At 66.3% G+C, this 22,405-nt stretch carries 27 protein-coding genes and 3 pseudogenes; 16 read left to right on the forward strand and 14 right to left on the reverse strand.

Translation table 11 applies throughout. The features are described from left to right. Nucleotides 1–168: 168 nt before the first annotated feature. Both AB0K21_RS09315 and AB0K21_RS09320 read left to right on the forward strand, forming a co-directional pair. The gene (locus AB0K21_RS09315; protein ID WP_364148987.1) at nucleotides 169–1,587 is read left to right on the forward strand and encodes a S28 family serine protease; all 1,419 of its coding nucleotides are present in this window, start codon (nucleotides 169–171) and stop codon (nucleotides 1,585–1,587) included. 367 nt (nucleotides 1,588–1,954) lie between these two features. Next, complete coding sequence (locus tag AB0K21_RS09320; protein ID WP_343964507.1) at nucleotides 1,955–2,374, forward strand: ester cyclase; 420 nt, start codon at nucleotides 1,955–1,957, stop codon at nucleotides 2,372–2,374. 87 nt (nucleotides 2,375–2,461) lie between these two features. Here the strand turns inward: AB0K21_RS09320 and AB0K21_RS09325 are convergent, their stop codons facing one another. Next, complete coding sequence (locus AB0K21_RS09325) at nucleotides 2,462–3,427, reverse strand: GNAT family N-acetyltransferase (protein ID WP_364148989.1); 966 nt, start codon at nucleotides 3,425–3,427, stop codon at nucleotides 2,462–2,464. 269 nt (nucleotides 3,428–3,696) lie between these two features. Here AB0K21_RS09325 and AB0K21_RS09330 point away from each other — a divergent pair, with 269 nt between their 5' ends. From AB0K21_RS09330 to AB0K21_RS09340, 3 genes are all read left to right on the forward strand, one after another. Then, a complete protein-coding gene (locus AB0K21_RS09330) occupies nucleotides 3,697–4,230 on the forward strand; it encodes a GNAT family N-acetyltransferase (RefSeq protein ID WP_364148991.1) in 534 nt (177 codons plus the stop codon). A gap of 181 nt (nucleotides 4,231–4,411) precedes the next feature. After that, complete coding sequence (locus AB0K21_RS09335) at nucleotides 4,412–4,942, forward strand: hypothetical protein (RefSeq protein ID WP_364148993.1); 531 nt, start codon at nucleotides 4,412–4,414, stop codon at nucleotides 4,940–4,942. A gap of 60 nt (nucleotides 4,943–5,002) precedes the next feature. Beyond that, nucleotides 5,003–5,734, forward strand: coding sequence for a hypothetical protein (locus tag AB0K21_RS09340; RefSeq protein ID WP_364148995.1), 732 nt, complete (start codon nucleotides 5,003–5,005; stop codon nucleotides 5,732–5,734). A 206-nt stretch (nucleotides 5,735–5,940) separates the two neighbouring features. Here AB0K21_RS09340 and AB0K21_RS09345 read toward each other — a convergent pair whose 3' ends face one another. Together AB0K21_RS09345 and AB0K21_RS09350 are read right to left on the reverse strand one after the other, a co-directional pair. After that, complete coding sequence (locus AB0K21_RS09345; protein ID WP_343964499.1) at nucleotides 5,941–7,488, reverse strand: SDR family NAD(P)-dependent oxidoreductase; 1,548 nt, start codon at nucleotides 7,486–7,488, stop codon at nucleotides 5,941–5,943. A gap of 219 nt (nucleotides 7,489–7,707) precedes the next feature. Further along, nucleotides 7,708–8,010, reverse strand: coding sequence for a nucleoside triphosphate pyrophosphohydrolase (locus AB0K21_RS09350; protein WP_343964497.1), 303 nt, complete (start codon nucleotides 8,008–8,010; stop codon nucleotides 7,708–7,710). A 194-nt stretch (nucleotides 8,011–8,204) separates the two neighbouring features. Here AB0K21_RS09350 and AB0K21_RS09355 point away from each other — a divergent pair, with 194 nt between their 5' ends. Further along, nucleotides 8,205–9,173 carry a hypothetical protein gene (locus AB0K21_RS09355; RefSeq protein ID WP_343964495.1) on the forward strand — a complete coding sequence of 323 codons (969 nt, stop codon included), beginning with the start codon at nucleotides 8,205–8,207 and terminating at the stop codon, nucleotides 9,171–9,173. Nucleotides 9,174–9,322: 149 nt separating this feature from the next. On the opposite strand, the gene AB0K21_RS09360 is transcribed toward AB0K21_RS09355, so the two are convergent. Both AB0K21_RS09360 and AB0K21_RS09365 read right to left on the reverse strand, forming a co-directional pair. Then, nucleotides 9,323–9,559 carry a DUF397 domain-containing protein gene (locus tag AB0K21_RS09360; protein ID WP_343964493.1) on the reverse strand — a complete coding sequence of 79 codons (237 nt, stop codon included), beginning with the start codon at nucleotides 9,557–9,559 and terminating at the stop codon, nucleotides 9,323–9,325. Then, entirely contained in the window at nucleotides 9,556–10,413 is an 858-nt protein-coding gene (locus AB0K21_RS09365) for a helix-turn-helix transcriptional regulator (RefSeq protein ID WP_364148998.1), read from the reverse strand. The genes AB0K21_RS09360 and AB0K21_RS09365 overlap by 4 nt, the downstream gene beginning before the upstream one ends. Nucleotides 10,414–10,859: 446 nt before the next feature. Between AB0K21_RS09365 and AB0K21_RS09370 the strand changes: the two are divergent. The 5 genes and pseudogenes from AB0K21_RS09370 to AB0K21_RS09390 form a co-directional block, all read left to right on the forward strand. After that, nucleotides 10,860–11,243, forward strand: a pseudogene (locus AB0K21_RS09370) (ATP-binding protein); the annotation flags it as partial. Between the two features lie 183 nt (nucleotides 11,244–11,426). Further along, nucleotides 11,427–11,732: a hypothetical protein gene (locus AB0K21_RS09375; RefSeq protein ID WP_343964487.1), complete on the forward strand. Its 306-nt coding sequence runs from the start codon at nucleotides 11,427–11,429 to the stop codon at nucleotides 11,730–11,732. Between the two features lie 242 nt (nucleotides 11,733–11,974). Continuing rightward, on the forward strand, nucleotides 11,975–12,382 hold the full coding sequence (locus AB0K21_RS09380; RefSeq protein ID WP_343964485.1) for a hypothetical protein: 408 nt from the start codon (nucleotides 11,975–11,977) through the stop codon (nucleotides 12,380–12,382). A gap of 32 nt (nucleotides 12,383–12,414) precedes the next feature. Next, nucleotides 12,415–12,588, forward strand: a pseudogene (locus AB0K21_RS09385) (IS5/IS1182 family transposase); the annotation flags it as partial. A 185-nt stretch (nucleotides 12,589–12,773) separates the two neighbouring features. Then, nucleotides 12,774–13,949 (forward strand): hypothetical protein, encoded by a 1,176-nt coding sequence (locus tag AB0K21_RS09390; protein WP_364149000.1) that lies wholly within the window; start codon nucleotides 12,774–12,776, stop codon nucleotides 13,947–13,949. A gap of 38 nt (nucleotides 13,950–13,987) precedes the next feature. Here the strand turns inward: AB0K21_RS09390 and AB0K21_RS09395 are convergent, their stop codons facing one another. From AB0K21_RS09395 to AB0K21_RS09405, 3 genes and pseudogenes are all read right to left on the reverse strand, one after another. After that, nucleotides 13,988–14,590 carry a DUF5753 domain-containing protein gene (locus AB0K21_RS09395; protein ID WP_364149405.1) on the reverse strand — a complete coding sequence of 201 codons (603 nt, stop codon included), beginning with the start codon at nucleotides 14,588–14,590 and terminating at the stop codon, nucleotides 13,988–13,990. A 54-nt stretch (nucleotides 14,591–14,644) separates the two neighbouring features. Beyond that, nucleotides 14,645–14,845: pseudogene (locus AB0K21_RS09400) on the reverse strand (helix-turn-helix transcriptional regulator); the annotation flags it as partial. Continuing rightward, entirely contained in the window at nucleotides 14,826–15,341 is a 516-nt protein-coding gene (locus tag AB0K21_RS09405; RefSeq protein ID WP_364149002.1) for a DUF6879 family protein, read from the reverse strand. The pseudogene AB0K21_RS09400 and the gene AB0K21_RS09405, both read right to left, overlap by 20 nt. Nucleotides 15,342–15,728: 387 nt before the next feature. On the opposite strand from AB0K21_RS09405, the gene AB0K21_RS09410 reads away from it, so the two are divergent. The 3 genes from AB0K21_RS09410 to AB0K21_RS09420 are packed head-to-tail and all read left to right on the forward strand — an operon-like array spanning nucleotide 15,729 to nucleotide 16,980. Then, nucleotides 15,729–16,091, forward strand: coding sequence for a hypothetical protein (locus AB0K21_RS09410; RefSeq protein ID WP_364149004.1), 363 nt, complete (start codon nucleotides 15,729–15,731; stop codon nucleotides 16,089–16,091). Nucleotides 16,092–16,117: 26 nt separating this feature from the next. Next, nucleotides 16,118–16,537 carry a helix-turn-helix transcriptional regulator gene (locus AB0K21_RS09415; RefSeq protein ID WP_343964475.1) on the forward strand — a complete coding sequence of 140 codons (420 nt, stop codon included), beginning with the start codon at nucleotides 16,118–16,120 and terminating at the stop codon, nucleotides 16,535–16,537. Continuing rightward, nucleotides 16,537–16,980, forward strand: a complete 444-nt coding sequence (locus AB0K21_RS09420) for a hypothetical protein (RefSeq protein ID WP_343964473.1) — start codon at nucleotides 16,537–16,539, stop codon at nucleotides 16,978–16,980. Before AB0K21_RS09415 ends, AB0K21_RS09420 begins: the two co-directional genes overlap by 1 nt. A gap of 164 nt (nucleotides 16,981–17,144) precedes the next feature. Here AB0K21_RS09420 and AB0K21_RS09425 read toward each other — a convergent pair whose 3' ends face one another. Then, nucleotides 17,145–17,423, reverse strand: coding sequence for a hypothetical protein (locus tag AB0K21_RS09425; RefSeq protein WP_364149006.1), 279 nt, complete (start codon nucleotides 17,421–17,423; stop codon nucleotides 17,145–17,147). A 207-nt stretch (nucleotides 17,424–17,630) separates the two neighbouring features. Beyond that, on the reverse strand, nucleotides 17,631–18,248 hold the full coding sequence (locus AB0K21_RS09430) for a DUF6461 domain-containing protein (protein WP_364149008.1): 618 nt from the start codon (nucleotides 18,246–18,248) through the stop codon (nucleotides 17,631–17,633). Nucleotides 18,249–18,654: 406 nt separating this feature from the next. Here AB0K21_RS09430 and AB0K21_RS09435 point away from each other — a divergent pair, with 406 nt between their 5' ends. Beyond that, a complete protein-coding gene (locus AB0K21_RS09435; protein ID WP_364149010.1) occupies nucleotides 18,655–19,002 on the forward strand; it encodes a hypothetical protein in 348 nt (115 codons plus the stop codon). A gap of 143 nt (nucleotides 19,003–19,145) precedes the next feature. On the opposite strand, the gene AB0K21_RS09440 is transcribed toward AB0K21_RS09435, so the two are convergent. Further along, nucleotides 19,146–19,835, reverse strand: coding sequence for a winged helix-turn-helix transcriptional regulator (locus AB0K21_RS09440; RefSeq protein WP_343964465.1), 690 nt, complete (start codon nucleotides 19,833–19,835; stop codon nucleotides 19,146–19,148). Nucleotides 19,836–19,948: 113 nt separating this feature from the next. On the opposite strand from AB0K21_RS09440, the gene AB0K21_RS09445 reads away from it, so the two are divergent. Then, entirely contained in the window at nucleotides 19,949–20,854 is a 906-nt protein-coding gene (locus tag AB0K21_RS09445; protein WP_343964463.1) for an alpha/beta hydrolase, read from the forward strand. Between the two features lie 151 nt (nucleotides 20,855–21,005). On the opposite strand, the gene AB0K21_RS09450 is transcribed toward AB0K21_RS09445, so the two are convergent. From AB0K21_RS09450 to AB0K21_RS09460, 3 genes are all read right to left on the reverse strand, one after another. Next, on the reverse strand, nucleotides 21,006–21,167 hold the full coding sequence (locus AB0K21_RS09450) for a DUF6879 family protein (RefSeq protein WP_343964461.1): 162 nt from the start codon (nucleotides 21,165–21,167) through the stop codon (nucleotides 21,006–21,008). Between the two features lie 124 nt (nucleotides 21,168–21,291). Further along, nucleotides 21,292–21,894 (reverse strand): GtrA family protein, encoded by a 603-nt coding sequence (locus AB0K21_RS09455; protein ID WP_343964459.1) that lies wholly within the window; start codon nucleotides 21,892–21,894, stop codon nucleotides 21,292–21,294. A 108-nt stretch (nucleotides 21,895–22,002) separates the two neighbouring features. Beyond that, a complete protein-coding gene (locus tag AB0K21_RS09460) occupies nucleotides 22,003–22,221 on the reverse strand; it encodes a hypothetical protein (protein WP_343964457.1) in 219 nt (72 codons plus the stop codon). Nucleotides 22,222–22,405: the final 184 nt, after the last annotated feature.

Consider the following 22,405-nt stretch of genomic DNA (forward strand, 5'->3'; position numbering starts at 1 on the left):
GGTCGCCAGGTTCCCCCTGGTCTGGCAGGCGTTCCAGCCACGCCGCGTACGGCCGTCCACAGCCGACCATCACGAACACTTCCGTAACGCTGGAACCGAGGAACACCACCGACAAAACATGATCGATAGCCTCTTTCAACACCTTGTGTGTCAGAAGGAGACATATCAGTGCGAGCACCTTCCGCCCTCATCCTGGCGGTCCTCACCGCCGGATCGGCCTGCATGGCCGGAGTCATCCCCGCAGCGGCGGAACCCGCCCCCGTGTCCTCCGCCGCGGCGGTCGAGGACGAGCTCCTCGGCAAGCTCACGGCCATCCCCGGGCTGACCGTGGTATCGCAGACCCGGTCGATCGGCTACCGGTTCTTCGTCCTGCGGCTCACCCAGCCGGTCGACCATCGTGATCCTGGCAGGGGCACATACCAGCAGCGGCTCACCCTGCTGCACCGGTCCGCCGACGCACCGACCGTGCTCTCCACCGGCGGGTACAGTCTGCCGATCACCCCCCGTCCCTCCCAGACCGAGCCGACCCGGCTGCTGGACGCCAACCAGGTCTCGGTGGAGCACCGCTTCTTCCGGACCTCCCGGCCGGACCCGATGGACTGGAAGAAGCTCGACATCCGGCAGGAGGCCGACGACGAGCACCGGATCGTCGAGGCACTCAAGACGATCTACACGGGGAGGTGGATCCAGACCGGCGCGAGCAAGGGAGGCATGGCCTCGGTCTACCACCGGCGGTTCTACCCCGACGACGTGGACGGCGTCGTGGCCTACGTCACGCCGAACGACCGGGTCAACCCGTCCGACCGCGCCTACGACGACTTCTTCGCGAAGGTGGCCACCCGGGCCTGCCGTACCGCGTTGGAGAACGTGCAGATCGAGGCGCTCAAGCGGCGCAAGCGGCTGGTTCCGAAGCTGGTGAGGGCCGCCGCGCTCGACGGGCTCACCTTCAGAAGGTCACTGGGCACCCCCGACCGGTCGTTCGAGCTGACGGTCCTCGACACGGCCTGGGTGTTCTGGCATTACTCCCGGGGGACCGACTGCTCGGAGGTACCGGCCACCGCCGCCTCCGACGACGAGATCTACGACTGGATCGACGACCTCGCCGACTTCTCGTTCAACACGGATCAGGGCATCGCGCGCTACATCCCGTACTACTACCAGGCGGCGAGCCAGCTCGGCTGGCCCGAGCTGAAGTTCGCGCACCTGCGCCACCTGACCAGGTACCCCAAGCTGTACCAGCCCAACTCGGTGCTCCCTCCCGAACTGCGCCCCAAGCACGACCCGAAACCGATGCTCGACGTGGACCGCTGGGTGCGTAAGGAGTCAAGCCGGATGATGTTCATCTACGGCGAGAACGACCCGTGGAGCGCGGAGCGGTTCACACCCAGCCAGAACGACTCCCATCTGTATGTCGCCCCCCGCATCGGCCACAGCGCGAACATCTCCTGGCTGAGCCCTGCCGATCGTGCCGCGGCGATCGCGACGCTCGAACGCTGGGCCGGGTTGTCGGACGGCGTCACCGTCAACAGCCCCACCCCGCCGCCCCTCCCCGCCGACGACATGCTCCCCACTCGCGGGAAGCGCTGATCTCCCCTCCCGGTGCGGCCGGCCCACGGCCGTACCGGGTCGACGCGTGACCCGAAGTACCGGCCGATCCGGTGGAGAAGCGCCTGAAGTAACGCTCACCACCCGACCGTGCAGGGCCGCGACATGATCATGTACTGCCGGGATCTCTAATGCGACGTTCCTTCGGAAGCACCGGCCTCCCCGGCCCAGGGGCCGGGTAGACCGCCCTGACAGCCTCAGGTCTTCGGCCGCGCGTTCGCACCCTTCACTCAGGTGTTCGCCCCAGTCGTCGCGGCAATCTACATGGCAGGCCTCCCTTAAGAGGCGGCCGGCCTGAGGAGAAAACGCCGCGTCGTACGCATCCACTCGCGGCGAGGGGAGCGACACCATGACCGATGCCCGGAAAGTACGTGACAGGTACACCGCCGCGTTCAACGCCCATGACATAGACGCGCTGCTGCGCACCGTCAGTCCGATCGGGGTGACCGTCAGTCCGGAAGGCCTGTCCCAAGGGCACGAAGAACTCGCCTCATACCTGGAACAGTTCTGGGAGGCCTTTCCGGACGTTCACGCAGTGATCATGGAGTCGTTCGACGTCGGCGATGTGGCGATTGACGAGCTGTTGATGGTGGGCACCCATACGGGACCGTACATGTTGCCCGATGGCCAGGTGATCACGGCGTCGGGTCGCCCCATATCGTTACGCTGCTGCTACATCTGCACGATCGAGAACGGGCTCATCGTGAGCCTGCGCCTCTACTTCGACCAGTCGGAGTTGCGCGCCCAACTCGGTCTCCCATGTGAGTGACCTTTCCTCAACGGAAGGCGCACCCCCGAGACTGTCAGGGCGGCCGCCCCGGCCTCCTGGGCCGGTGCGGATCCGTGCTTCCTCACACTAGGAAACCAGCGGGAGCCCGTAGGCGACCGTCCGGTGCGCGATCTCGAACCCGGCGCGGGTGTAGATGCCGAAAGCCCCGGTCGGGTTGTCGGCGTCGACCCCCAGCCCGGCCTTGTCGTACCCCTGCGTGCGGAACTCGCGCAGCGCGTGCGCGAGCAGCGCGCTCGCCACCCCGCGCCCGCGCCACTCGCGCAGAGTACCGATGATCTGGATCCACGCCTCGCGGACCCCGGTCGCCTCGGTGTCGGCCTCGAAGTAGTGGGTGAGCAGCACGCCCACGCTCTGCCCCGACGCGTCCAGCGCGACGAAGGACCCCTCGGGCCGGAACACCTTCACCCCGACGACGGTGTTCCGCCAGGACTCCGCGGTGTGCTGGACACTCCCCCAGTGGTCGACGAACGAGCGGTTACGCACCTGCAGGACGGCGTCCTCCAGCTCGTCCCGGTAGGTGACAATCTGGAGCCCATCGGGTAGCGAGACCTCCGGCAGCTCGGCGCCCAGGTCGAGGGCCATCCCGTAGAACCATCGGGCCGGCTCCATCCCGGCCCCGGCGACCAGCGCCCGCAGGCCCTCGTTGCGACTGTCCACCTCGACGTGGAGTTCGAGCGGCCGTCCGGGGAACCGCCGCTCGTGCAGCACCGGGGCGTTGCCGATCGCCCACTCCAGCAGGTGACCCCCCAGCCCCCGGCGCCGATACTCCGGACGCACCCCGCCCCAGAAACTCATCCGATGCACCGGCTCGGCCGCGGCCCGAGCCATGATCACCCCGTACCCGACCAGCCGGCCGGACTCCCACGCCCCCAGCGTGCCCGCGACGGGATCGAGCAGCGGGTTGACGAGCTCCTCGGCGAGATCGTCCGCGTCCTCTCGCCCCCCGACCTGATCGACCTCGTCGATCGCCACCAGCAACTCCGCCCACGCCTCGACATCGGCCTTGCTCAGCGGAGCCCACTCGACAGTCATGGTCATTGAGCGTAGAAGCAGACCACCTCGGACAGCGACCGGTTTTCCGCGGCTCTCCCCCAAGTCGGAGACGCAGACCGATCCTTGACGAGCGAGTGACCACGCGCCACCGGCCGTGGGCACTCGACCGCCACCACCTCGCGCGCCCGCCCGGCGCACCGTTCGCTCTCACGCCCCACGGCCACACCAAACGCTCGGCCTGCGCTGACATCAAAGGATGCCGCGATATCCGATGGCCCGTTCATATCCGGACATGTCACTGTATGACGATGTCCAAGGCGTTCACCTATCTCCTTCGGCTGCGCAAGATGGCCGAACTCACGGCACACGACGCACTGCCTCTCGTACGCCGGGCATGGCACGGCGACGCGGAGCGGATCGCGGACGTCTTCCTGGCCGCGCGTGGCCAGATGACCTACCTGCCGCAATCGCACACCGACGAGGAGACCAGGGCCTGGATCGCCGGGGTCGTGGTCGCCCGCCAGGAGACCTGGGTGGCCGAACTGCACGGCCAGGTCACCGGGTTCGCCGCCCTGGACGGCCAGTGGCTGGAACACCTGTACGTCGCGCCGGAGGCCCAGGGCCACGGCATCGGCTCAGCCCTGCTCGCCCAGGTCAGAAAGGTACGGCCCGGCCTGCTCGACCTGCACGTGTTCCAGCGGAACACCGGCGCCCGCCGCTTCTACGAACGACACGGCTTCACCCTGGTGACACTGGGAGACGGCACCGACAACGAGGAGAACCTCCCCGACGCCCACTACCGGTGGCGAGCAGGCAGCCGCCCCGGTGATGTTCGTCAGTGAAACCGGTGGCGACGATCCGCCCCCGGGCGCGAAGCCGCCGTCGCCGATAGCGGCGATCCACGAAGTGACGACGTCTACGACAACCACGACGATGCCCCGATCACTCTCCGATTCCAGGTGACGACTCACTGAAATGTCGTAGCGGCCCGGCACACTGACGTCCGACACGGGAGGTGAGGCCATGGCACGGGGCCTGGGCAGGAACGCGGTCCGGCAGTCGCTCGGGCTCAGCGTATGGGAGATCGAGCTCGCGGTCACGACCGGCCTGCTCCGGCGCCTTCCCGACCGGACCTTCGATCCCGTCTCCGTCAGGGCGGCCGAAGCCGACATCGAGCACTTCCGGCAATTACTCGCCGCGGAACGCCGCTGCACCATCACCGAGGCGTCGGCCAGGCTCGGTGTCTCGGCCGACCGCTTCAAACGGATCATCGCCGTCGCCGGTCTGGCACCCGTGGCCACCGAGGAGATCCGGAAGTACGGCCGGACCCTCACCGTCCGCTACTACCGCGCCGCTGACGTGGACGCTCTGGCCGACCACGTCCACGCGGACGCCGAGCTACGCGCCGCCGCGCGGGCGGTCTCTCGCTCCGAGGCCGCCAGGAAGGCCGTCCAGACCCGCAAGCTGAACCTCGCACGCGCCGTCGCGGCCCGCGCGGAGATAGAGGCGACCAAGCCCACCCTCGACGCGGACGGCGTGCGGGTCCTCCTGTAGACCGCTGCACTGATGGCCGCCGCCGGCGTCTGGCCGGGGCCGCTCAGACCCCTTCACCGCATGGCGGACCCCCGCGTCCCACCGCTCACCGAGATCCTGCGGGATGCCCGCCTCTCTCGCGCCGAGCTGGAGGCGATGCTCGCCGAACTCACTCCGAGATCAGTGGAACTTGTGCGTCTCCTGGTCTCGCCCCGGGACGCGGAACAGGAGCTGGGTGTGCCCGTTGAGATGGTCCCAGCCGAGCTGCCCCAGTTCGGCGGCCACCTGTTGGCTCCCCTCCTCCGCGAGGCGATCTCCTCACCTCCTCCTTGGCTACTGCGGGCACGGGCGGAGGTGGAGTTGCAACGAGCCGTCCAGGCGGAGAAGCGGCGTGCCGCCGAAGAAGTCTCCCAGCGGCGCCGAGCCGAGCGAGCCGCCGTCGACCAGGCCACCCGAGCGGCCTCCCGGCTGTCCGACGAGTCCGTGGCCGAGATGTTCGGCATACCGGCCGACGTGATCCGGCGGCTCCGCCCGGCAAGTGGCCGTTGGGCGGCCGACCACGTCGCGAGACTGCTCCGGAAAACCCCGCCGTGGCTGCGGGACGAGTCCGCTGCCCGGGCGGAGGCCGACCGTCGCCGTCACCGCGCCGAGCGGAAGGCCGCCCGGCGACTCTCCTGGCGCAGCCTCTGGGCTGAGGCGCTCGGTGTCCCCCTCGACCGGATCCCCGATTCGGTCGGGCGCCCCACCCGCGCGGCGATCGAAGCCGCCAGACGCGAACCGCCCCGGTGGGCGCGCGAGACACCACCCGGCTGAAACCTACCTGACTCTCCGCTTCATTGGCCGCCGCAGCCGTCCGCCGAGATCAGCCTCGCCGGCTCCTCGGCACCCGCCGGACCGAGAAGGATTGCCACTGACGAACAGTCGCCCGATACCTCCGGCGGGCAGCACCCGGTCAACGAGCATCGCGAGCCCGCCCGCGTCCATAGGCGCCTCCGTACGATCCCGGTCATGAGGTCCGCCTACCATGGGGCCTCCGCGTAGTCCTTGAGGAAGACGCCGTGCACCGGGTCGCCCGCCTCGCCGCGCACGATCGGGTCGTAGACCCGCGCGGCACCGTCGATGACGTCCAGCGGCGTCCGGCGATCGAGCCACTCCCGCACCGGCACCGGGTTCTCGTCGGTGATCCAGCCGGTGTCCACGCTGCACATGTACACACCCTGCCGCGCCAGATCGGCGGCGCTGGTACGGGTCAGCATGTTAAGTCCGGCCTTGGCCATGTTGGTGTGCGGGTGACGGCCGGTCTTGTTCGGCACCGCGAACTGTCCCTCCACCGCCGACACGTTCACGATGTATCTGCGAGGGAAGGGCGCGGCGAGCAGCAACGGCAGCAGCCGGTCGATCAGCAGGAACGGCGCGACCGCGTTGATGAGCTGGACCTCCAGCAGCTCGGCCGGGTCCACCTCACCGATCCGCACCGACCATGAGTTACCCGCCGACGTATCCGGCAGCAGACCGGACGCGTCCGGCAGCCCCGGATTCACATCCCCGGAAGGCGAGACCGACAGTCGCTCGGCCTCGCCCACGGAAGTCGAGACCAGCAGGCCCCGGGTCTCATCCCCGAAAGGGGATACCGGGGGACCTGGCAGATCCCAAGCCCCGTCACCTGACGGCACCGGAAGACCCGCCAGATCCCGGAGCCCGGCACCTGGCGGCGGCAGTGAAAGACCCGGCAGACCCCAGCCCTCATCACCGGAAGGCGGCAGTGGAAGACCCGACGGACCCCGGTTCCCGTCACCGGAGAGTCGCACCGTAGGACCCGGCGTGAACCCCGGCACCGCCGACGCCCCCGGCGGAAGCCCGGCCCGCTCCCCCTCGACCAGCGCGGCGTAGGCCGACGGCGGCCGGCGCAGGGTCTGTGCGGCATTGTTGACCAGGATGTCCAGCGGATCCCCGGCCACCAGGAACCGTTCGCCGAGCGCGATGACCTGGCGAGGGTCGCACAGGTCGATCCCCACGACCTCCAGGCGCCCGCCCCAGTCACCGCTTTCGGCGAACCTGCTGACCGCGTCGGCCGGAAAGCGGGTGGTCACCGTGACGTGGGCGCCGTCGCGGAGCATCTTCAGCGCGAGCTGATGCCCTATCTTCGTCCGTCCCCCGGTGACCAGCGCCCGCCGCCCCGACAGATCGGTACGGGCCGTACGGCGCGCGGTGTTGAATGCCGCGCACGAGGGGCAGAGCAGGTGATACAGACTGCCCACCCGAGTGAACTTCCCCTTGCAGACGTAGCAACACCGCGCCCTGCGCAGCTCTCCGGCCGGCTCGCCCACCGGTCTCTCCGAGAGGGGAGCGTCGATCACCCGGTCCGGACTGCCCATCGCGGTCGCCGCCAGCACCGCGGCGTCGGCCTCCTTCGCGGCACGATCTCGGTCCTGCCTGCGGCGCTGCTGCCCGTCACGGACCAGTGCGAGCGCCGCGTGCGCGATCCACCTGCGATCCGGATCGTCCAGCGGGAGCCGCCTGGCCTCGCCAAGCGCTCGCAGGACCGTCCAGACGGTCTCGGAGTCCACGTCATCCTCCCGGGACTGGATTCGAACCAGCGCCCTCTTCCCCTGCCAGAGAAAGCGCGACGGCCAACTGCGCTACAGCCCCCACGCAGAACAGCTCGGTTTCGAACCGGCACCTGCGTTCACCCTACCGAGAAGATCAACCCATTTTTGATCATTCGCCGGACTCCAGAGGGCCGCGTTAGGGATGGGAGGAAAGACCGTAGATTGCCCCGATTGCCGTCATCCTTCGAGGTAGACGCGTCCGAGGAACGCCCCCCGTTCGGCTCGTTTGGCCTCGGCGACCTTCTCGATGTCCGCCCACTCGTGCCCGTGCGCCTTGGCGATGGCCCGCAGCACTTCGAGCACGTCGGCGATCTCCTCCGCCACCTCGGTCACCGCGGCCTCGCGCAGCTCCGCCGACTCCTCGAACAGCTTCTCCAGCAGCGCCGCGCGATAGTCGGCCTCCCCGAGCACGATCACCACCGGCTCCCCGCCATGCTCCCGAATGATCTCCGGAATCCTGTCCCGCACGAGTTTCCCCACCTCAGAGCACTCCTTCGCGCACGTACAGCCTCCTTCGGAAAGCCCAGAGACTACCGGGCTCCTCCGCCGTGCGCGTTCCCCGACACAAGCGGTGAAAATGGCCTGTATTTCGGCAAATACACACCAAGGGTGGCGGTCGTCATATGGGGCTGGATCTCTCTCATTGGGAACAGAGCGCGCGGTCCTCGTGGCGGATGGCCGTACTGATAGGGGCGAACACCCGTACCTACAAGTTCGCCCTTGGCGCCGCCCTCCTGGACGCCGCCGCCGAAGGCCGCTCGGAGATCCTGCTCCGGGACCTGGCGGTGCCGTACGCGATGGGGCTGGTACGGCATCTCGGCCAGGCACCGCAGGTATCCCAGAAGGGCGAACGGGGAGAGAAGGACTTCCTCTCGGTGGCTGAGCGAGAAGCCGCGGAGTCCCTCAGACTCGGGAGTCCCACCGAAGAACTACTGGCGGCGGCTGTCGACTCCATGCCCAGGATGGTGATGCAGAAGTTCCACAACCTGCGTGGCGAAGGAGCGGAGGTGCCGCACCGTTTCTACGAGGTGACCGGCCGCTCCCACGAACGGGTCGTCCGGTTGAGCAAGGAACTCCGCGACATCGCCCAGTCGGAGCAGGCCCCGACCCTGCGGGGCGAACTGTCAGCCCGCTGGAGCATCGTGGAGACGTCCTTCGCCATCGGGATCGGCCAGAGCCTGATCCGTGAGGGGGTCGTCGTGGACATGAGCACCCTGCAACTCACCGACAGGCAGCGTCGCCGATCGGTCGCAGGTGTCACGGACGCGGTCATCGGCTTCCAGCGCGGCCTCTGCCTGATCTGCGCGGACCTCATCACACTGGGCATCGACAGCGTCGCCGTCGACCACGTGTTCCCCCTCTCGTTCAGGAGGCTTCTTCCCACCGGTGGCAAGGGGACGACACCCGACCTGGACGCGGTCTGGAACCTGGCTCCCACCCACGCGGGATGCAACGGCCAGAAGAGCAACCGACTCCCCACGGAGCAGGAGACGTTCAGACTCGCACAGCGGAACGAAGCCATCATGCAGTCGCCGGTCCCCCTCAGGAAGACTCTGGAACTGACTCTGAAGCGCAACAAGCACAGCAGCACTCGGCCAGGCGAGTGGTTCACGTTCATCCAGCATGTACGTGACCTGCTTTGAGTCGCTCCGTCTCATCAGAACACCGATGTTGACGAAACAGCGAACCTCGCCATCCGGGAAGCGACATCCAGCTCGTGCGTAGATGTCCGAAACAGCAACGATGACACGAGGATCGCGGTCAGTCATTTCGTTCAAATGAGTTCGCGCGTTCAGGGGCGTCGGAGCTCCCCGCGTTCGATGCCACCGGTGAAGGCGTCGTACTCGGCGTCGGTGAACAGGTGCGGAGTCTTCTCCGGGTTCTTGGAGTCGCGCAGGGCCACGATGCCCCGGTCCAGGAAGGCGACCTGGACGCAGTTGGTGCCGCCGCTGCTGAGGCTGCTGGTGTGCCAGCGGGCGTTGTGGAGTTGGGCTTCGATCCATTCGGGGTCGAGGGTGCTCTTGTTCATGCGAGGTCCTTGGCGATCGTGGTGAGAAGGGGGAGCGATGCCTTCGGCGACAGGGCGTCGGACTTCAGCAGGTCGCTGGCGGTTCGGTAGAGCTCGACGGTCTCGGGCTCGTTCAGGTGCAGGGAGGCGCGCAGGGACTCGATGCACACGAGGTCCCGACCCGTGGGAAAGGACATGAGCATGAAGGGGCCGTCCATTCCCGCGTGCGCTCCGGCGGAGAACGGCAGGACCTGGATCGTGACGGTGGGGTTGGTGCGGGCGAGGTGGATCAGGTGCTCGACCTGGGCGCGCATGCAGGACCTTCCGCCGACTTCCTGGCGCAGCAGCCCTTCGGGGAGCACCGTCCAGATCTTCAGTGGGGATCGGCGCTCCAGCATGGTGCGCTGATGTTCCAGCCGTAGCGCCACAAAATGGTCGATGTCTCCTGGTGTCTTCCAGACTCTGCTGCCTTCGGTCACCGCGCGGGCGTACCCGGGTGTCTGGAGCAGTCCGTGAACGGCGAGGGGGTTGAAGACGAACAGGCCGCTGGCGCTCTCCACCTGGGAGAGGTAGTCGCCGAGGGGGTCGTCGACCACGCCTTCGTAGCGCTGCCACCAGTCGGCTTCGCCGGCCCGGCGTACGAGGTCGCGGAGTTCTTCCCGCAGGGCGGGGTCGGTGATGCCGAAGACTTCGAAGAAGTGCGGAAGCTGCTGGATCTTGAGCCCCTGCAGTCCATTCTCGATCTTGCTGACCGTTGAGAGGGACTGGTATCCGAGGTGGCCGGCCGCTTCCTCCTGGGTCCAGCCGAGGGCTTCGCGGACGCGCCTGAGTTCCGCACCCAGACGCCGACGTCGCGGGGTGGGTTCGACGGGCATGGTCACCTCCTTCCTCGTGGGGAGCGTAGTGCTCGGGACAGCTTGAGGAAACGCCATCCTCTCTAGAGGAAAGACTTTCTTCCAGGAATGACTTGCCCGAGAGGCGGCCTGCACTGCATCATCGAGGCGTGACAGCGAGCAGTGTTCGCACAGTCACAGAAAGACACGACCGCTGGCTTTGTCTGTACGCCTTCGTGGAGACGCCCCATGTGCGCCGCCGGTCCTGGAAGCAGCGTTGACCTCAGGCTTTCCCACCGGGGCGAAACCAAGCGAGCCCGCCGAGCATCTGCCGACCTGATCGCAGGACTGCCCCCAGTTCCACCCGTTAGGAGCGACGATGCTCATCGAGCACGTTCCCGTCCCGGACCCCGGCGAGTACGGCAGAGCCCAGAACCGCTTCCGGATGACCGCCTGGTGTCTGCCTCCCGGCAACGCGGCACCGGCGGGCCCGAGAAGTGTTCCGCGACCGGCTGGCCAAACTGCCCTTGGCCGCCGACGTACTCGACGAGCTGGAGATCGTGGTTTCCGAACTGGTCACCAACGCCACCCGCTACGCCCCCGGCCCCTACGAACTGCGCCTGCTGCACGACCACGGCCTGCCGGTCAGAGCCGAGGTCGTCGACGCCGGAGCCGGAACCACCCTCATCGACCACCTCCTGCACCGCCCACCGGCCGTCCCAGACCGCATCGATGACCTCGAACTCGGCGGCCGGGGCCTGCGCATCGTCACCGAACTCACCCACGGCCACTGCGGCACCCAATGGACCCGGCTATGCGGCACCGGCCAACTCGGCACCGGTGTCTGGTTCGACCTACCGACCCAGACTTGATCCCCCCTGACCTCCGGGCAGCCAGGATCGTCCCCCGATCACCCTGACCCCGGAGTCGGTCCACGCCAGTGGCTTCCCCGGCCGAGCGTGGACCGAACAAAAGGCCGGCGTCCACGGATCTGATCCCCCTCGTCCGGGACGCCGGCCTTCCCACTCCCACCACGACGGAAAGCACCGGTTCTCATGGCCGAACCAGCAAACGAATCCCTCCGCCCAAAAGGCCGCCGTCGCGGAGCGGACCCCGTACCCGACCTCCCCGATCCGGAGCCTGCGGCGAGCACGGACAACGCCACCGACCTGGCCCGCGACCTGGAAGCCCGCCACCCCGGCTGGGTCATCCTCTGGCGCTGCTGGGCCCGCCGATACTGGGCCTTCCCGACCTGGCTTCCCAACACCCCCGGCCCCATCGAAGCCAGAAACGTCCAGGACCTGCTGACCCAGATGAACGACCTCGGCGTCCAGCACTCACCACGAAGCGGCAACGTTTAACCCGCGCACGGAAAATTCCGATGACCTGCACCAAGTGACCGGTACCAATACAGCCCAAGCAAACTCATGGCATATATGCGTGAAATGCGGAAAAGTGATGTTGGACGGCTAGATGCACCGTGGACTTCAGGGGGCCGAGCATGTCACGACATGGCTATTGGCGCGTATCTGACGACACTCCCGTAACGAGAACGGAGGCCCTGGAGATCTGGGCCCATGAGGCCTACTCCTTGCTCGTTGGCGTGGCAGGGACCTATCACGCGACCATTACCTACCAGGAGCTCGCCGAGAAGATTCAGGAGAGCACAGGGATCCGCACCAGGGTTATTCTCCCCAACTGGATCGGAGCCACTCTGGACAAAGTGGCTTATGAAAGCCATCAAAGCGGTGACCCGCAGCTCACCGCTCTGGTGGTGCACGGCGATGACGGCAAGGTAGGAAAGGGCTACAAAAGGGTTCTTGAGGTTACCGGGGAACCACCAGTGGACGACGATCGCGATCTCAATTGGCACGCCGCTCGCGCTCGGCTGGAGTGCTACCGGCGCTTCGGCGCGACCCTGCCCCCTGACGGCGGCACTCCCGCACTCTCCCCAAAGCATCAAGCGGCCATCGATCGTCGAAACGTACGCTCGAAAAGGCCTCTCCGGTAATATCCCCGCTGGTCAGTGCGGCTTCCTTCAGTAGGGACATCAATCGCTCCCGCGCCCGTATCCGCGCCCTCGGTGAGCGAGCCGTCGCCACGTTGAAGACCTGGAAGGTCTTGACCAAGCCGCGTTGCTGCCCGCGCCGCGCCACCGCGATCGTCCAGGCCATTCTCGTCCTGCAAGCCCTTGAAGAGGGCCGCTACTCAGGATGAAAGGCCTCTCTGTCAGTCCGCCTGACAGCACGATAGGTTGACGGTTCGTGTCTGCAAGATCGCGTTTATGGTGGGCCGCCGCTGTAGTCCTGGCCACCGCCGGGATGTGGGGCGTCGTCACCCGACCGGGAGGGAACCTCGCGCTCCTGGTGGGGTTCTGTTCGGGCTTTGAGATCGATTCCGGCGTGTGGGCGACGCTTCGGTGGAGGACGCCGCTGCGGTACGCGGCCGTTTCCGCGCTGGTTCTGGCCCTCGGGGCGCACTGGGCAGGCGTCAGGCGAGGGCGCGAGCCGGTCGGGCGGACGATCGCGCGAGTGCCGATGGTGGCCGCCCTGCTGACCCACGGCTCGGGTGCCCTGACCCTGGCCCTGGAGCTGGGTGCCGACCGGTATTGCCGGACGACTCTGGACGAGGTGGGCTTCCTGCGCGGCGTGCTGGCCTTCCTCATCGCCGATGTCGCGCTTGCACTGGCCGCGCTCTGCGCGCTGGCAGCGGTGCGGATGCCCCGGCACCGGCTGCGCAGGCTTGCCCGGAGCCGGTGGTTCCAGCGCGCGGCGGCGACCGCGACGGTGAGCGGCCTGCTGTGCTTCCTGCCCGTCGCCGACCTCGGGTCCGGGCCCGTCACCGGCCGCGACGCGTGCGGGTCCGAGGAGCCCCTGTCGCTCCGGGGCGAGCTGCCCTTCCTCTGCAACGCGCGCCTCTACTTTCCCACCATGCCCGACCATCACCTGCTCGCCTACGGGCGTAAGCAGTGCGAGGCGTATCCGAACATCCGCGTGGACGTCTCGCTGATCGTGCCCATCTGCCCGGCGGCCGCGCGCCAGTGGGACATGGAGATCGCCGCCGAGGAGGCCGAGATCGAGCGGTGGGACGCGGCGAACCAGGTCGCCTGTGACGAGGCCAGACACCGGCCGCTGATCACACCCGTCGCTGTGGCCCGCGATCGCCTATGGTCCGAGATCGGTCTGGCGGCGTTCGAGGATCATGAGCTCACTTCGGACGATGATCCCGCCCTGCGTCACGATCTGGTGGGCAGCACACCGGGGCACCTGGTGATCGGCGCCAGCGCCGAGTCCCAGATCTGCCTGACCGCGGAGACCTACCGGCGTCGGCCACCCGTCGAGGTCAAGGCCTGGGACAAGGTGGTCGAGATCGGCTATGAGAGCCCTACGGGAGACTTCGTGATCGTGAATCCGATGTCAGGGCCGGGCACCGTATCCAATCTCGCCTTCCTCGGCAAAGGGCATTACCGGGTGCGAGTGCACTACCGCGAGCCCGTCTGGGCGCAGGACCTGCCGCAGCACATCCTGGTTATGGTGTTTCCCGGAGCAAGCGAGCGGGTGATCGCCCATAAGCGCTAGACGGCGATACCGAAGAGGACTGGCTGCGGAATGTTGCGCTATTTCGTGGAGGGTAGTTCCTCGGCGACCGAAGTGATGATCTGGCGCGCGGCCTTCCCGTAGACGGCGACGCTCGCGAGGTGACCGAACATGCGCAAGTACAGCTTGACCTCGGAAGGGCGGGTGACTTCGATGTTCGCGGTCGGTGTCTCCAGGCACACCAGTTCGTCATCGAAGATCCAGAAGCCGGTGGAGGACACACAGGGCCGCTCGATCATCATCGGGATGATGCCGATCGAGACCGTCGGCAACGACATGACGGTGAGCAGGCGGTCAAGCTGTCCGGCCTGCACTTCGGCCGTACCGAACCAGGTCCGCAGGGACTGTTCCTCAATGAGCACGCTGAAGTGTTTGCCCGCCTGGTAGATGACCCGCTGACGCTCCATGCGGGCGATCACGGAGGCTTCCAGGTCGTTCGGGGTGCCGAGAAACGAGATCCAGAACGAGAGCATCGCGGCTGCGTAGTCGGCCGTCTGGAACAGGCCCGGGATCACATTGTGCTCATAGATCCGAAACAGCGAAGTTCGCTCGTACAGGGGGACGTGTACCTGCATCAGGCGCTTCATTCCGGCGTGCGTCTGACGCCGGAACTCCTGGTACATCGAGTGGATCGACCGAAGAGTGGCGATCAGATCCGGGATCTGGTCCTCGGTGTCGCAGATCCGGCACCAGGTCCGGAGCTCTTCCTCGGTGGGGGTCTTGCCGCCGTGCTCCAGGCGGCTGACCTTGGTGTAGTGCCAACCCGCTTCGGCCGCCAGGACGCGGCCGGTGAGGTTGGCACCCGTACGAATCTCACGAAGGCGCTGTCCGAGAGCTTCGGCGGCCCGCTGGGCGGGGCTAGGTTGGCGTGTACTCACTGTGCGGGATCGCGAACTTCCAGACGGTCTCGAAAGCGCTCTTGCACAGCGCTATGTCGCCTGGATCGGTAGAGGTCACCTTCGCTCTTCCCAGGCCGTTGCCGGCGTAGTGGAGGAACACCGTCAGGCGATCGTCGAACAGGTAGAAGTCGTTGCCCGGCAGGGGGATCGACGAGACCAGACGGCGAGGAACCCAGCGGATGTCCTCACCGGCTTCCACCATCGGCTGAGCGATGCTGTACGACCAGCGCTGATAGTCGCTCAGCGGCTCCGACACGATACGCGCTCTTCGTACCGTCCTGCCGCTTTTCACGTGTTCGCGCAGTGTGGAACACCAGCCCTGCAGCCACTCCAGGTTATCCGGTTCTCCAGCAGCCCACCTGGCCATGTAGGGCAGTTCCACCGCGGTGCCGTAGGCATCCCGCATCTCCAGGTGAACGGCGCTGCGCTCGAAGCCGGCCAACAGCTCCTCGAACGCGTCGTCAGAGATGTTCATGGGCCTGCCGACGTGAAGAACTGAAGCATTCGGTCGGGGATCTCACCGGCAATCTCCTCCGGAGGTGTTCATCTGGGCGAGGACTTCCAAGGTCGGTGACATGCCCTGCTCCAGCAACCGCAAGGGCGAAGGCCTTTTCCTCGAACGTCACTCCACCACCTTTTCTAGCCATACTCCCAGCTCCGCCCTAAACGCACCAAAACCTATGATCGACCCAGTAATCACCTCACTGTCGGATTTTTGACACAATTCAGACCTCAGCTCCTAGCAGCTCAGCCGCGCGATCCACATCTACCGAAGTGGACTCCCCAAGTTGGGGAGCAATTGCACTTCAAGCCATGTAGGTTCATTCACTATCGATAGCCAAACGCAGGCAAAGGTGCACGCGTGCGGGACAGGCCGAGGTCAACGTGGCAGTTCTATACCACGGTTTCTGGATCTGATGTGGTCAGCAAGGAGATCCACGAGGTCTTGCAGGGCAAGCCGCCGAGGCTGGAGCTAGGGAACCTCATGCGGCGCATCGCGGATGGCACGACGCTTCGACGCGACACCAAGCACCTGGGCAGAGGGCTACACGAGGCTCGGCTTACCTACGAGAGGAACGAGTACCGCCTGTACTACGCCGTCAACCCTCAAGGGGAACACATCCTTCTCGGTCTCAAGTTCCACATGAAGGGAAGCTCTGGAGCTCAAGACCGAGCCATGGAAGTCGCTCGGGATCGGCTGGCCGAGTGGCGAGGCAGGATATAAGGTGAACCCGATATGAGGAGGTCATGATGGATCAGCACATCGCCGATCTGCTGGGCATCGATCTAGACGACCCTGCCGTGCGCCGGGAGAGCGCTGCCATCGAGCGTGACATGCAGCTGATCGAGGCTCTTGTCACGACGCGCAAGCAACTCGGCCTCTCTCAGTCGGATGTGGCGAGCCGCATGGGGCGCAGCCAGCCGTCCGTTTCCGACTTCGAGCGCATCGGGGGAGATCCACATCTTTCCACGATTCGCCGGTACGCCCTTGCCATCGGAGCCGAAGTTCGCCACATGGTCTGCGTGACCACTGCCAAGGAGCCCGCGACCCAGGCGCCTTCCTCGCTCATAGTTCGCATGAAGGGTGCCGGAGGAGAAACATCGACGACAACGGCGCAAAATGGCACAACAGGCATCATGGCCGTCAATATTAATCGAAGGAGCGCATAGTGCAGGCGTTCCTTCTCCTATGCGATTCCGCTCAGCCCGACTCGGTCACCGGAAAAATCCATATGCTTGGCGCAGGATGGTCGGTAACCGGTCCCGTTGTTCCAGCCATGACGATTGCCGTCTTCCTTCGGCTGTCCTGGGATGAGGCAAGTTCGCCGCACGAATTCAACCTTTACCTGGTCGACGAGGACGGTAAATCAGTCAAGGCACCGTCCCCGGAAGGGGACAGGCCGATTCAGTTCGGTGGGAGTGTCGGCCTGGACAAGGCAGCACAGGCGGAAGTCGATGAAATCCTACAGAAGACGGGCTTGCAAACCAGCTTTACGGTGAACGTGCCGCCCCCGCCCTTGAAGCCAGGCCATCACTACAAGTGGATCTTCACCATGAACGACGAAGAGCTGTCCAGCATCCCTTTCAGCGTACGACCGCTTCCAGAAGACTGACATCGCATCACAGGCCCGCCTCATCCCACCCTGACCGCTAAGTGCGGCACCCTGGCACGTTGAACTTCACCGGACATCGACGGCTGACCCGACTCGGTTTGTGGTCAACGCCGGGGGAAAGTAGGCGCTGAGCAACCTCGCGACGATCAGGGCACTTTGGCGGCTTACCCCGGTTTCGTCACCTCGAAGCCCAGGCCACCGAGCACCCGGGCAACGGTGGCGTTCCCGCCGGAGAACTCGTCAGGACGCAGCGGCCTGCCGCTGACTCCCCGATAGGCGACTCCGGCGATCGCCTTGGAGTCATACCGCTTGCCGTCGTGGACGAGGAAGTAGCCGATGGCCCGGCGGTAGCCGTACTTCTCAAGAAAGGTGTCACGGCCCAGCCGGTCGAACTCGGTGATGGCGGCGAGCACCATCTCACGTCGAAGCTCGGAAAGCACCACCTCATAAGCCTATACGCGGGTGTCGCTTGAATTCCTGACGATTTCCGGCGGAATCGGACTTCATGGCAAGCAGTGAGATCTCTCGGACACCGACCGAAACCCTTACCTGGGCTGCCCCCTCCTTGACTGGTGCGGTCAGTTGTTCTCCCGCCTCCAGCAGGTCACGACGGCCAGCCAACGGTGCACTCCTGTCCCGGGCGCGAGCCCTCAGGAGGTGGGTCTGATGCGTGAGTGCTGTGCCAGGAACCAGTCGGTGGCGATGTCGGTTTCCGTGATGCGCCCGATCAGCGCCAAGGCCGAGCTGATGCTCTCTGGATCCTCCACGGGATTGTCGAGGACGTCGTCATCGCTGATCTGGAAGCGCAGTCCGTCCATCAGGTGATCGAGCGCGTGCGGGTCGTCGCCGGACCGCTTCCAGTTCTCGGGCGAGAGCGGGTCGAAGGAGACGACCGTGCGCCCGTCGCGGGCGTAGTCGAAGTAGGCGTTGCCGTTGATGTCCATGAGGAGGCCGAGAGCCTGGCGGCCGCCTTCGGTGACGGAGCGCAGGAACTCGCCGTGGCCGTGCGCCGGCACGATGCCGATCCAGCCGTTGACCTCGGCCACCCAGCGGGATTCGTCGTCGATGGCGTGGTCGAGGATCTCGCTCAGGTAGCACGGGGTCCGGGTGGCGAGGTCCAGGTGGAAGGTTCGGGCGAGGGCGTTGAGGTCCGCGCCCTTGATCCACATGGCACTGAATCCCAGCGCCCACAGGTCCATCTCGGCATCCAGCCCCTCGGTGAAGATGGTCGAGACCAGAAGGTCGTGCAGGTAGTTCGGTGACTGCATGGTCGCCTCTCGAAGGAGGGGGTATCTCGCAGGACGCCCCGCACTGCGTGTCCGGACCCGCGTCCGGGGAGCTTATATCTTGATCACCTGGGCGCACCGCAGCAAGGGCAAGCCTCACCCAGGCCGGTCAACCGAGCTTGGTGCGGGCAGGTGGTTGGGATCGACATGATCAGTCCAGGGGTGGCGTCGGGCACGTCGAGATTTTCCGGATGGCGAGCGTGGGAACCTCCATCCTGGAAGACTCCGACGTGCCTGCCCGCGCGCTACGCAGAGTCCCCATCCATCGCAGGGCTCTCCCTGCCCGCCCCCAGGAGCCAACGATGGACAGCGAGATTCAGCTGATCAGTGACGGCGATGGCCTGGCTGTCATCGGCTGGAACTCATCTCACGGAGCACCGACCATCTGATGGCCCGCATGGATGCGGCCGCCGACACGGCCAACACCAAAGTGCTGCTGCACCCGACCACGTCCCGGACCGTGATGCATTCGAGCAACCAGGTCGCGACCGCCGTCGTTGACTTTCAAGGGCGGCTCGGGATCGAGCGCGGTCGGCAGTCATTGGAGGCGAGACGATGGGTGGACGCGGCCACGGAGGTGCGGGACAAGGTGTTCGAGACAGGAACAGCGGGCGTCGATGCCGCCAGGCGCGTCGGTAACGAGACCTTCGACCGGGCCAGATCGGTGACGGACAGGCTTTCCAGCGGGATTGCCGAGCGAGCGCTCCGTCGGTGCGGAGACGACGAGGAAGGCTGAATGAGCGGCGGCCGTCAAGGCCTTGCAGCGCAGGCACCACACGATACGGCTGACGGTCACCCGGGGGTTTCTCGCTGCGCCGGCACCGTCCATGTCCGCGACTCCGAGTTCGCCTTTCCTGGCCTGGGGTGCACTGATCGCCGTCAGCGTGGTGGGACTGCGCCGATCAGTCGCCTGACTGCCTTGAGGTCGCCGGTCACCGTGAGCGCGCCGTCATCGATTGCCGAGGCCAGTGAGCGTTCGTGGCTCAGTACGGACTGCAGCGTGAGGTGGTCGCTCTCGAGGTATACGTCCGCGGGGGCAGGACCCTGGTCGCGCGCGACGGTGGCCAGTTCGCCGTCGACGATCTCGACGCGGTAGACGTCGCGTTCCAGGGCGATCCGATACGTCGCGGTCCACGGCGCGTCCAACTGCGGCACGAAGAAGGCCCGCAAGCCGAGCAGTACGGTGTCGGCGCTGATCCCTCCGGTCAGCGGCACGACCGGTGAGCGCATGCCCCAGGTCCGAAGCGCCGCGAACACCGGCTCCAACTCGGTGCCCCATTCGGTGAGTTCGTACGTCCTGCTGGCCGCAGGCGGTGGCAGCGTACGCCTGCGCAGTACGCCGACTGCCTCGAGATCACGCAGCCGCTGTGCGAGCACGCTGGGGCCGAGTCCGGGCAGGGCGGCCTGCAGATCAGCGTAGCGGCGTGGCCCGAGGCGCAGTTCGCGCACCACCAGCAGCGCCCAGCGCTCGCCGATCATGTCGAGCGCGTGGGCGATGGGGCACGCCTGTCCATACGTCCGCTTCCCGGACTTCTCACCGGCCTTCTCGGGGGTCTTCACGTTCGCCATCGCCACCTCGTCCGTAGACGGTCAACTTTAACTATGAAAACAGTAGCATCTACTTCGATTATCGAAGTAGAGTCACGACGAGGCGCACTCGGCCCCGACCCAGGAGGCACACCATGCACGACAGCCGGCAGGCCACGAGCCCGTCCCAGGCCACACCGCAAAAGACAGTGCACGCCAACGGTGTCGACCTGGCCGTACAGGCCTTCGGCGACCCGGCCGCCCCCGCGATCCTGCTCATCTCGGGTGCGGAGTCGTCGATGGACTGGTGGGACGACGACTTCACCGCCCGGCTCGCCGCGTCCGGCCGGTACGTGATCCGCTACGACACCCGCGACACCGGCCGCTCCACGACGTTCCCGGTCGGCGCGCCGACGTACACACAAGACGACCTGCTCGCCGACGCGGTCGGTGTGCTCGACGCGTACAACCTGGCCGCAGCGCACATCGTGGGCATCTCGATGGGCGGGGGCCTCGCACAGCTGCTCGGCATCGAGTACCCGGAACGGGTCCTGTCGCTCACCTTGATGTCCACCAGCCCCGGCGGACCCGGTGGTCCGGACAATCCTGACCTGCCGCCGATGAGCGAGGCGTTGGCCAAGATGTTCGAGGAGCCGGCCTCCGGCCCCGACTGGTCCGACCGCGACGCGGTCATCGCGTACTTCCTCGCCGCCGAGCACGCCTTCTCCGGCACGATCCCGGTCGACGAGGACCGTGTACGCCGCACCGCCGGGCGCGCGTTTGACCGCAGCCCGGTCCCGGCCGCCGCGTCGAACCACTGGATGATCGAGGGCGGCGAGCCGATCCGCCCCCGCCTCGGCGAGATCACCGCACCGACCCTGGTCCTGCACGGCACTGAGGACCCGCTCTTCCCCTACGGCCACGCCGAGGCCCTGGCCCGCGAGATCCCCGATACATCGCTGGTCCCGCTGCCCGGCGTGGGCCACCAGATGCCGCCGTACCAGGTGTGGGACACGGTCATCCTGGCGATCGTCGGACACACCGGACCCCGCGTGCGGTGACCGGCCGCGGTTGCGATGCCTGATCCAGGCCACTCGTCCGGCCGAACCGCCCCCCTCGCGACCGCACCATCTCACCCAGTCGACGCTCCGTTACGACTCCACACAACAAGCACCAGAACCACACGCCCTTGGCCATTGACACTGGGCGGGGCTAAGTCGGCGTGTACTCAATGTGCGGGATCGCGAACTTCCAGACGGTCTCGAAAGCGCTCTTGCACCACGCCATGTCGCCTGGATCGGTAGAGGTCACCTTCGCTTTTCCCAGGCCGCTGCCGGCGTAGTGGAGGAACACCGCCAGGCGATCGTCGAACATGCAGGATCCGCGATTCCGTGAGCAAGTGCAGCTGATCATGATCTTCGGCGGTCATCCGCGGGGCCGGGCTCGTGGGGCGCAGCAGCGGCATGAAGCAGCCCAAATGCCGAAACATTCGCCGCCATCAAGCCGCCTCATCCGTGGAATCGGGAGTGGGAGCCAGCCGCACGCTGCCGGACTGGACCTTCTCGTCGGGGAAGACCCACTTCCGGAGCGCCCAGAAGCGGAAGACCATGGCGATCAGCGTGCCGATGATCTGCGCACTCATGAAGTCGGCGATCTCCTGGGTCACCAGGCTCACATCCGGGGTCTCCAGGCGAAACACGTACCGGGAGATCCACAGCGGCGCGGAGCTGAGCACCAGACCGACGCCACTGACCAGGAAGAACAGCGCCGCCTCGTGACGGCGCTCGCGGCCGCCCCTGGTCCGGAACGACCATTCGCGGTTCAACACGTAGGACACGATCGTCGCCACCAGCACCGCGATGATCTTCGCGGTCACCGGCTTCGGTTCCAAAATGGTCAGCTTCAGCCCGTAGAACACCGTGTTGTCCACTAAGAACGCTGTTCCACCCACCACCACGAACTTCAGCAGTTCACGGTGCTTCAGCGCAAGTGCGTGCAGCGGTTCCGGTGATCTTGTGAGTACTGCGTTCGCTATTCGGAGCACCCCCGATCTTCTCACCAGAAGAACATCCGCACTCAACCCCACCGGCGCCCACAACACCTGATCGGCTCAGCAGGGCGGGTGGGGCTTGAAGCCGCGACCCGTGGGTCACGGGCTCGCGCCCCCGGTTCGATCCCGCAGAGCCGGGGACGCGTGCGTCTCACGGGGTCACGCGTAGAGGAAGTAATAGCGGTAGTCGCCCTCCCACACGCATGAATAGCCGTCCCACCAGCCCTGGGTGATGCCGGAGGTTCCGATCCGCTCGCACTCCGAGTGGTCCTTGAAGACGCCGGCCAGCCTCTCGGCGTGCGCCGGGGTGGCGCCGATCGTCAATGACACGCCGAGAACCATGACGGCCGAGACGAGAACAGCGCGTACCTTTCGCATTCGTCCTCCTGTGACTGGGGTGATCATGACGGTGGACATTATCACTCACCGCGCGCCATGACGATTGTCACGTTCGAATCAGCGCGGGAAGGCGCTGAAACTTTCATCGGCGTTGTCGCGGGCGGCACATGTTTCACGGATGTTTACCGCCGGTAAAGCCGGCGTCTCTTCCCGGGTCGCCTGT

It is taken from the genome of Streptosporangium sp. NPDC049248, from assembly GCF_040678965.1.
GTDB classification, from domain to species: domain Bacteria; phylum Actinomycetota; class Actinomycetes; order Streptosporangiales; family Streptosporangiaceae; genus Streptosporangium; species Streptosporangium fukuiense.

What these genes read in the sequence shown, in the direction of transcription:
- AB0K21_RS09335 (WP_364148993.1), top strand. Translation starts at nt 4,412, where the DNA reads ATGGCACGGGGCCTGGGCAGGAACGCGGTCCGGCAGTCGCTCGGGCTC.
- AB0K21_RS09355 (WP_343964495.1), top strand. Translation starts at nt 8,205, where the DNA reads ATGGCCGTACTGATAGGGGCGAACACCCGTACCTACAAGTTCGCCCTT.
- AB0K21_RS09445 (WP_343964463.1), top strand. Translation starts at nt 19,949, where the DNA reads ATGCACGACAGCCGGCAGGCCACGAGCCCGTCCCAGGCCACACCGCAA.
- AB0K21_RS09450 (WP_343964461.1), bottom strand. Translation starts at nt 21,167, where the DNA reads ATGTTCGACGATCGCCTGGCGGTGTTCCTCCACTACGCCGGCAGCGGC.
- AB0K21_RS09430 (WP_364149008.1), bottom strand. Translation starts at nt 18,248, where the DNA reads ATGCAGTCACCGAACTACCTGCACGACCTTCTGGTCTCGACCATCTTC.
- AB0K21_RS09415 (WP_343964475.1), top strand. Translation starts at nt 16,118, where the DNA reads ATGGATCAGCACATCGCCGATCTGCTGGGCATCGATCTAGACGACCCT.
- AB0K21_RS09375 (WP_343964487.1), top strand. Translation starts at nt 11,427, where the DNA reads ATGGCCGAACCAGCAAACGAATCCCTCCGCCCAAAAGGCCGCCGTCGC.
- AB0K21_RS09395 (WP_364149405.1), bottom strand. Translation starts at nt 14,590, where the DNA reads ATGTACCAGGAGTTCCGGCGTCAGACGCACGCCGGAATGAAGCGCCTG.
- AB0K21_RS09320 (WP_343964507.1), top strand. Translation starts at nt 1,955, where the DNA reads ATGACCGATGCCCGGAAAGTACGTGACAGGTACACCGCCGCGTTCAAC.
- AB0K21_RS09340 (WP_364148995.1), top strand. Translation starts at nt 5,003, where the DNA reads ATGGCGGACCCCCGCGTCCCACCGCTCACCGAGATCCTGCGGGATGCC.
- AB0K21_RS09460 (WP_343964457.1), bottom strand. Translation starts at nt 22,221, where the DNA reads ATGCGAAAGGTACGCGCTGTTCTCGTCTCGGCCGTCATGGTTCTCGGC.
- AB0K21_RS09330 (WP_364148991.1), top strand. Translation starts at nt 3,697, where the DNA reads ATGTCCAAGGCGTTCACCTATCTCCTTCGGCTGCGCAAGATGGCCGAA.
- AB0K21_RS09360 (WP_343964493.1), bottom strand. Translation starts at nt 9,559, where the DNA reads ATGAACAAGAGCACCCTCGACCCCGAATGGATCGAAGCCCAACTCCAC.
- AB0K21_RS09440 (WP_343964465.1), bottom strand. Translation starts at nt 19,835, where the DNA reads ATGGCGAACGTGAAGACCCCCGAGAAGGCCGGTGAGAAGTCCGGGAAG.
- AB0K21_RS09405 (WP_364149002.1), bottom strand. Translation starts at nt 15,341, where the DNA reads ATGAACATCTCTGACGACGCGTTCGAGGAGCTGTTGGCCGGCTTCGAG.
- AB0K21_RS09325 (WP_364148989.1), bottom strand. Translation starts at nt 3,427, where the DNA reads ATGACTGTCGAGTGGGCTCCGCTGAGCAAGGCCGATGTCGAGGCGTGG.
- AB0K21_RS09435 (WP_364149010.1), top strand. Translation starts at nt 18,655, where the DNA reads ATGGCCCGCATGGATGCGGCCGCCGACACGGCCAACACCAAAGTGCTG.
- AB0K21_RS09365 (WP_364148998.1), bottom strand. Translation starts at nt 10,413, where the DNA reads ATGCCCGTCGAACCCACCCCGCGACGTCGGCGTCTGGGTGCGGAACTC.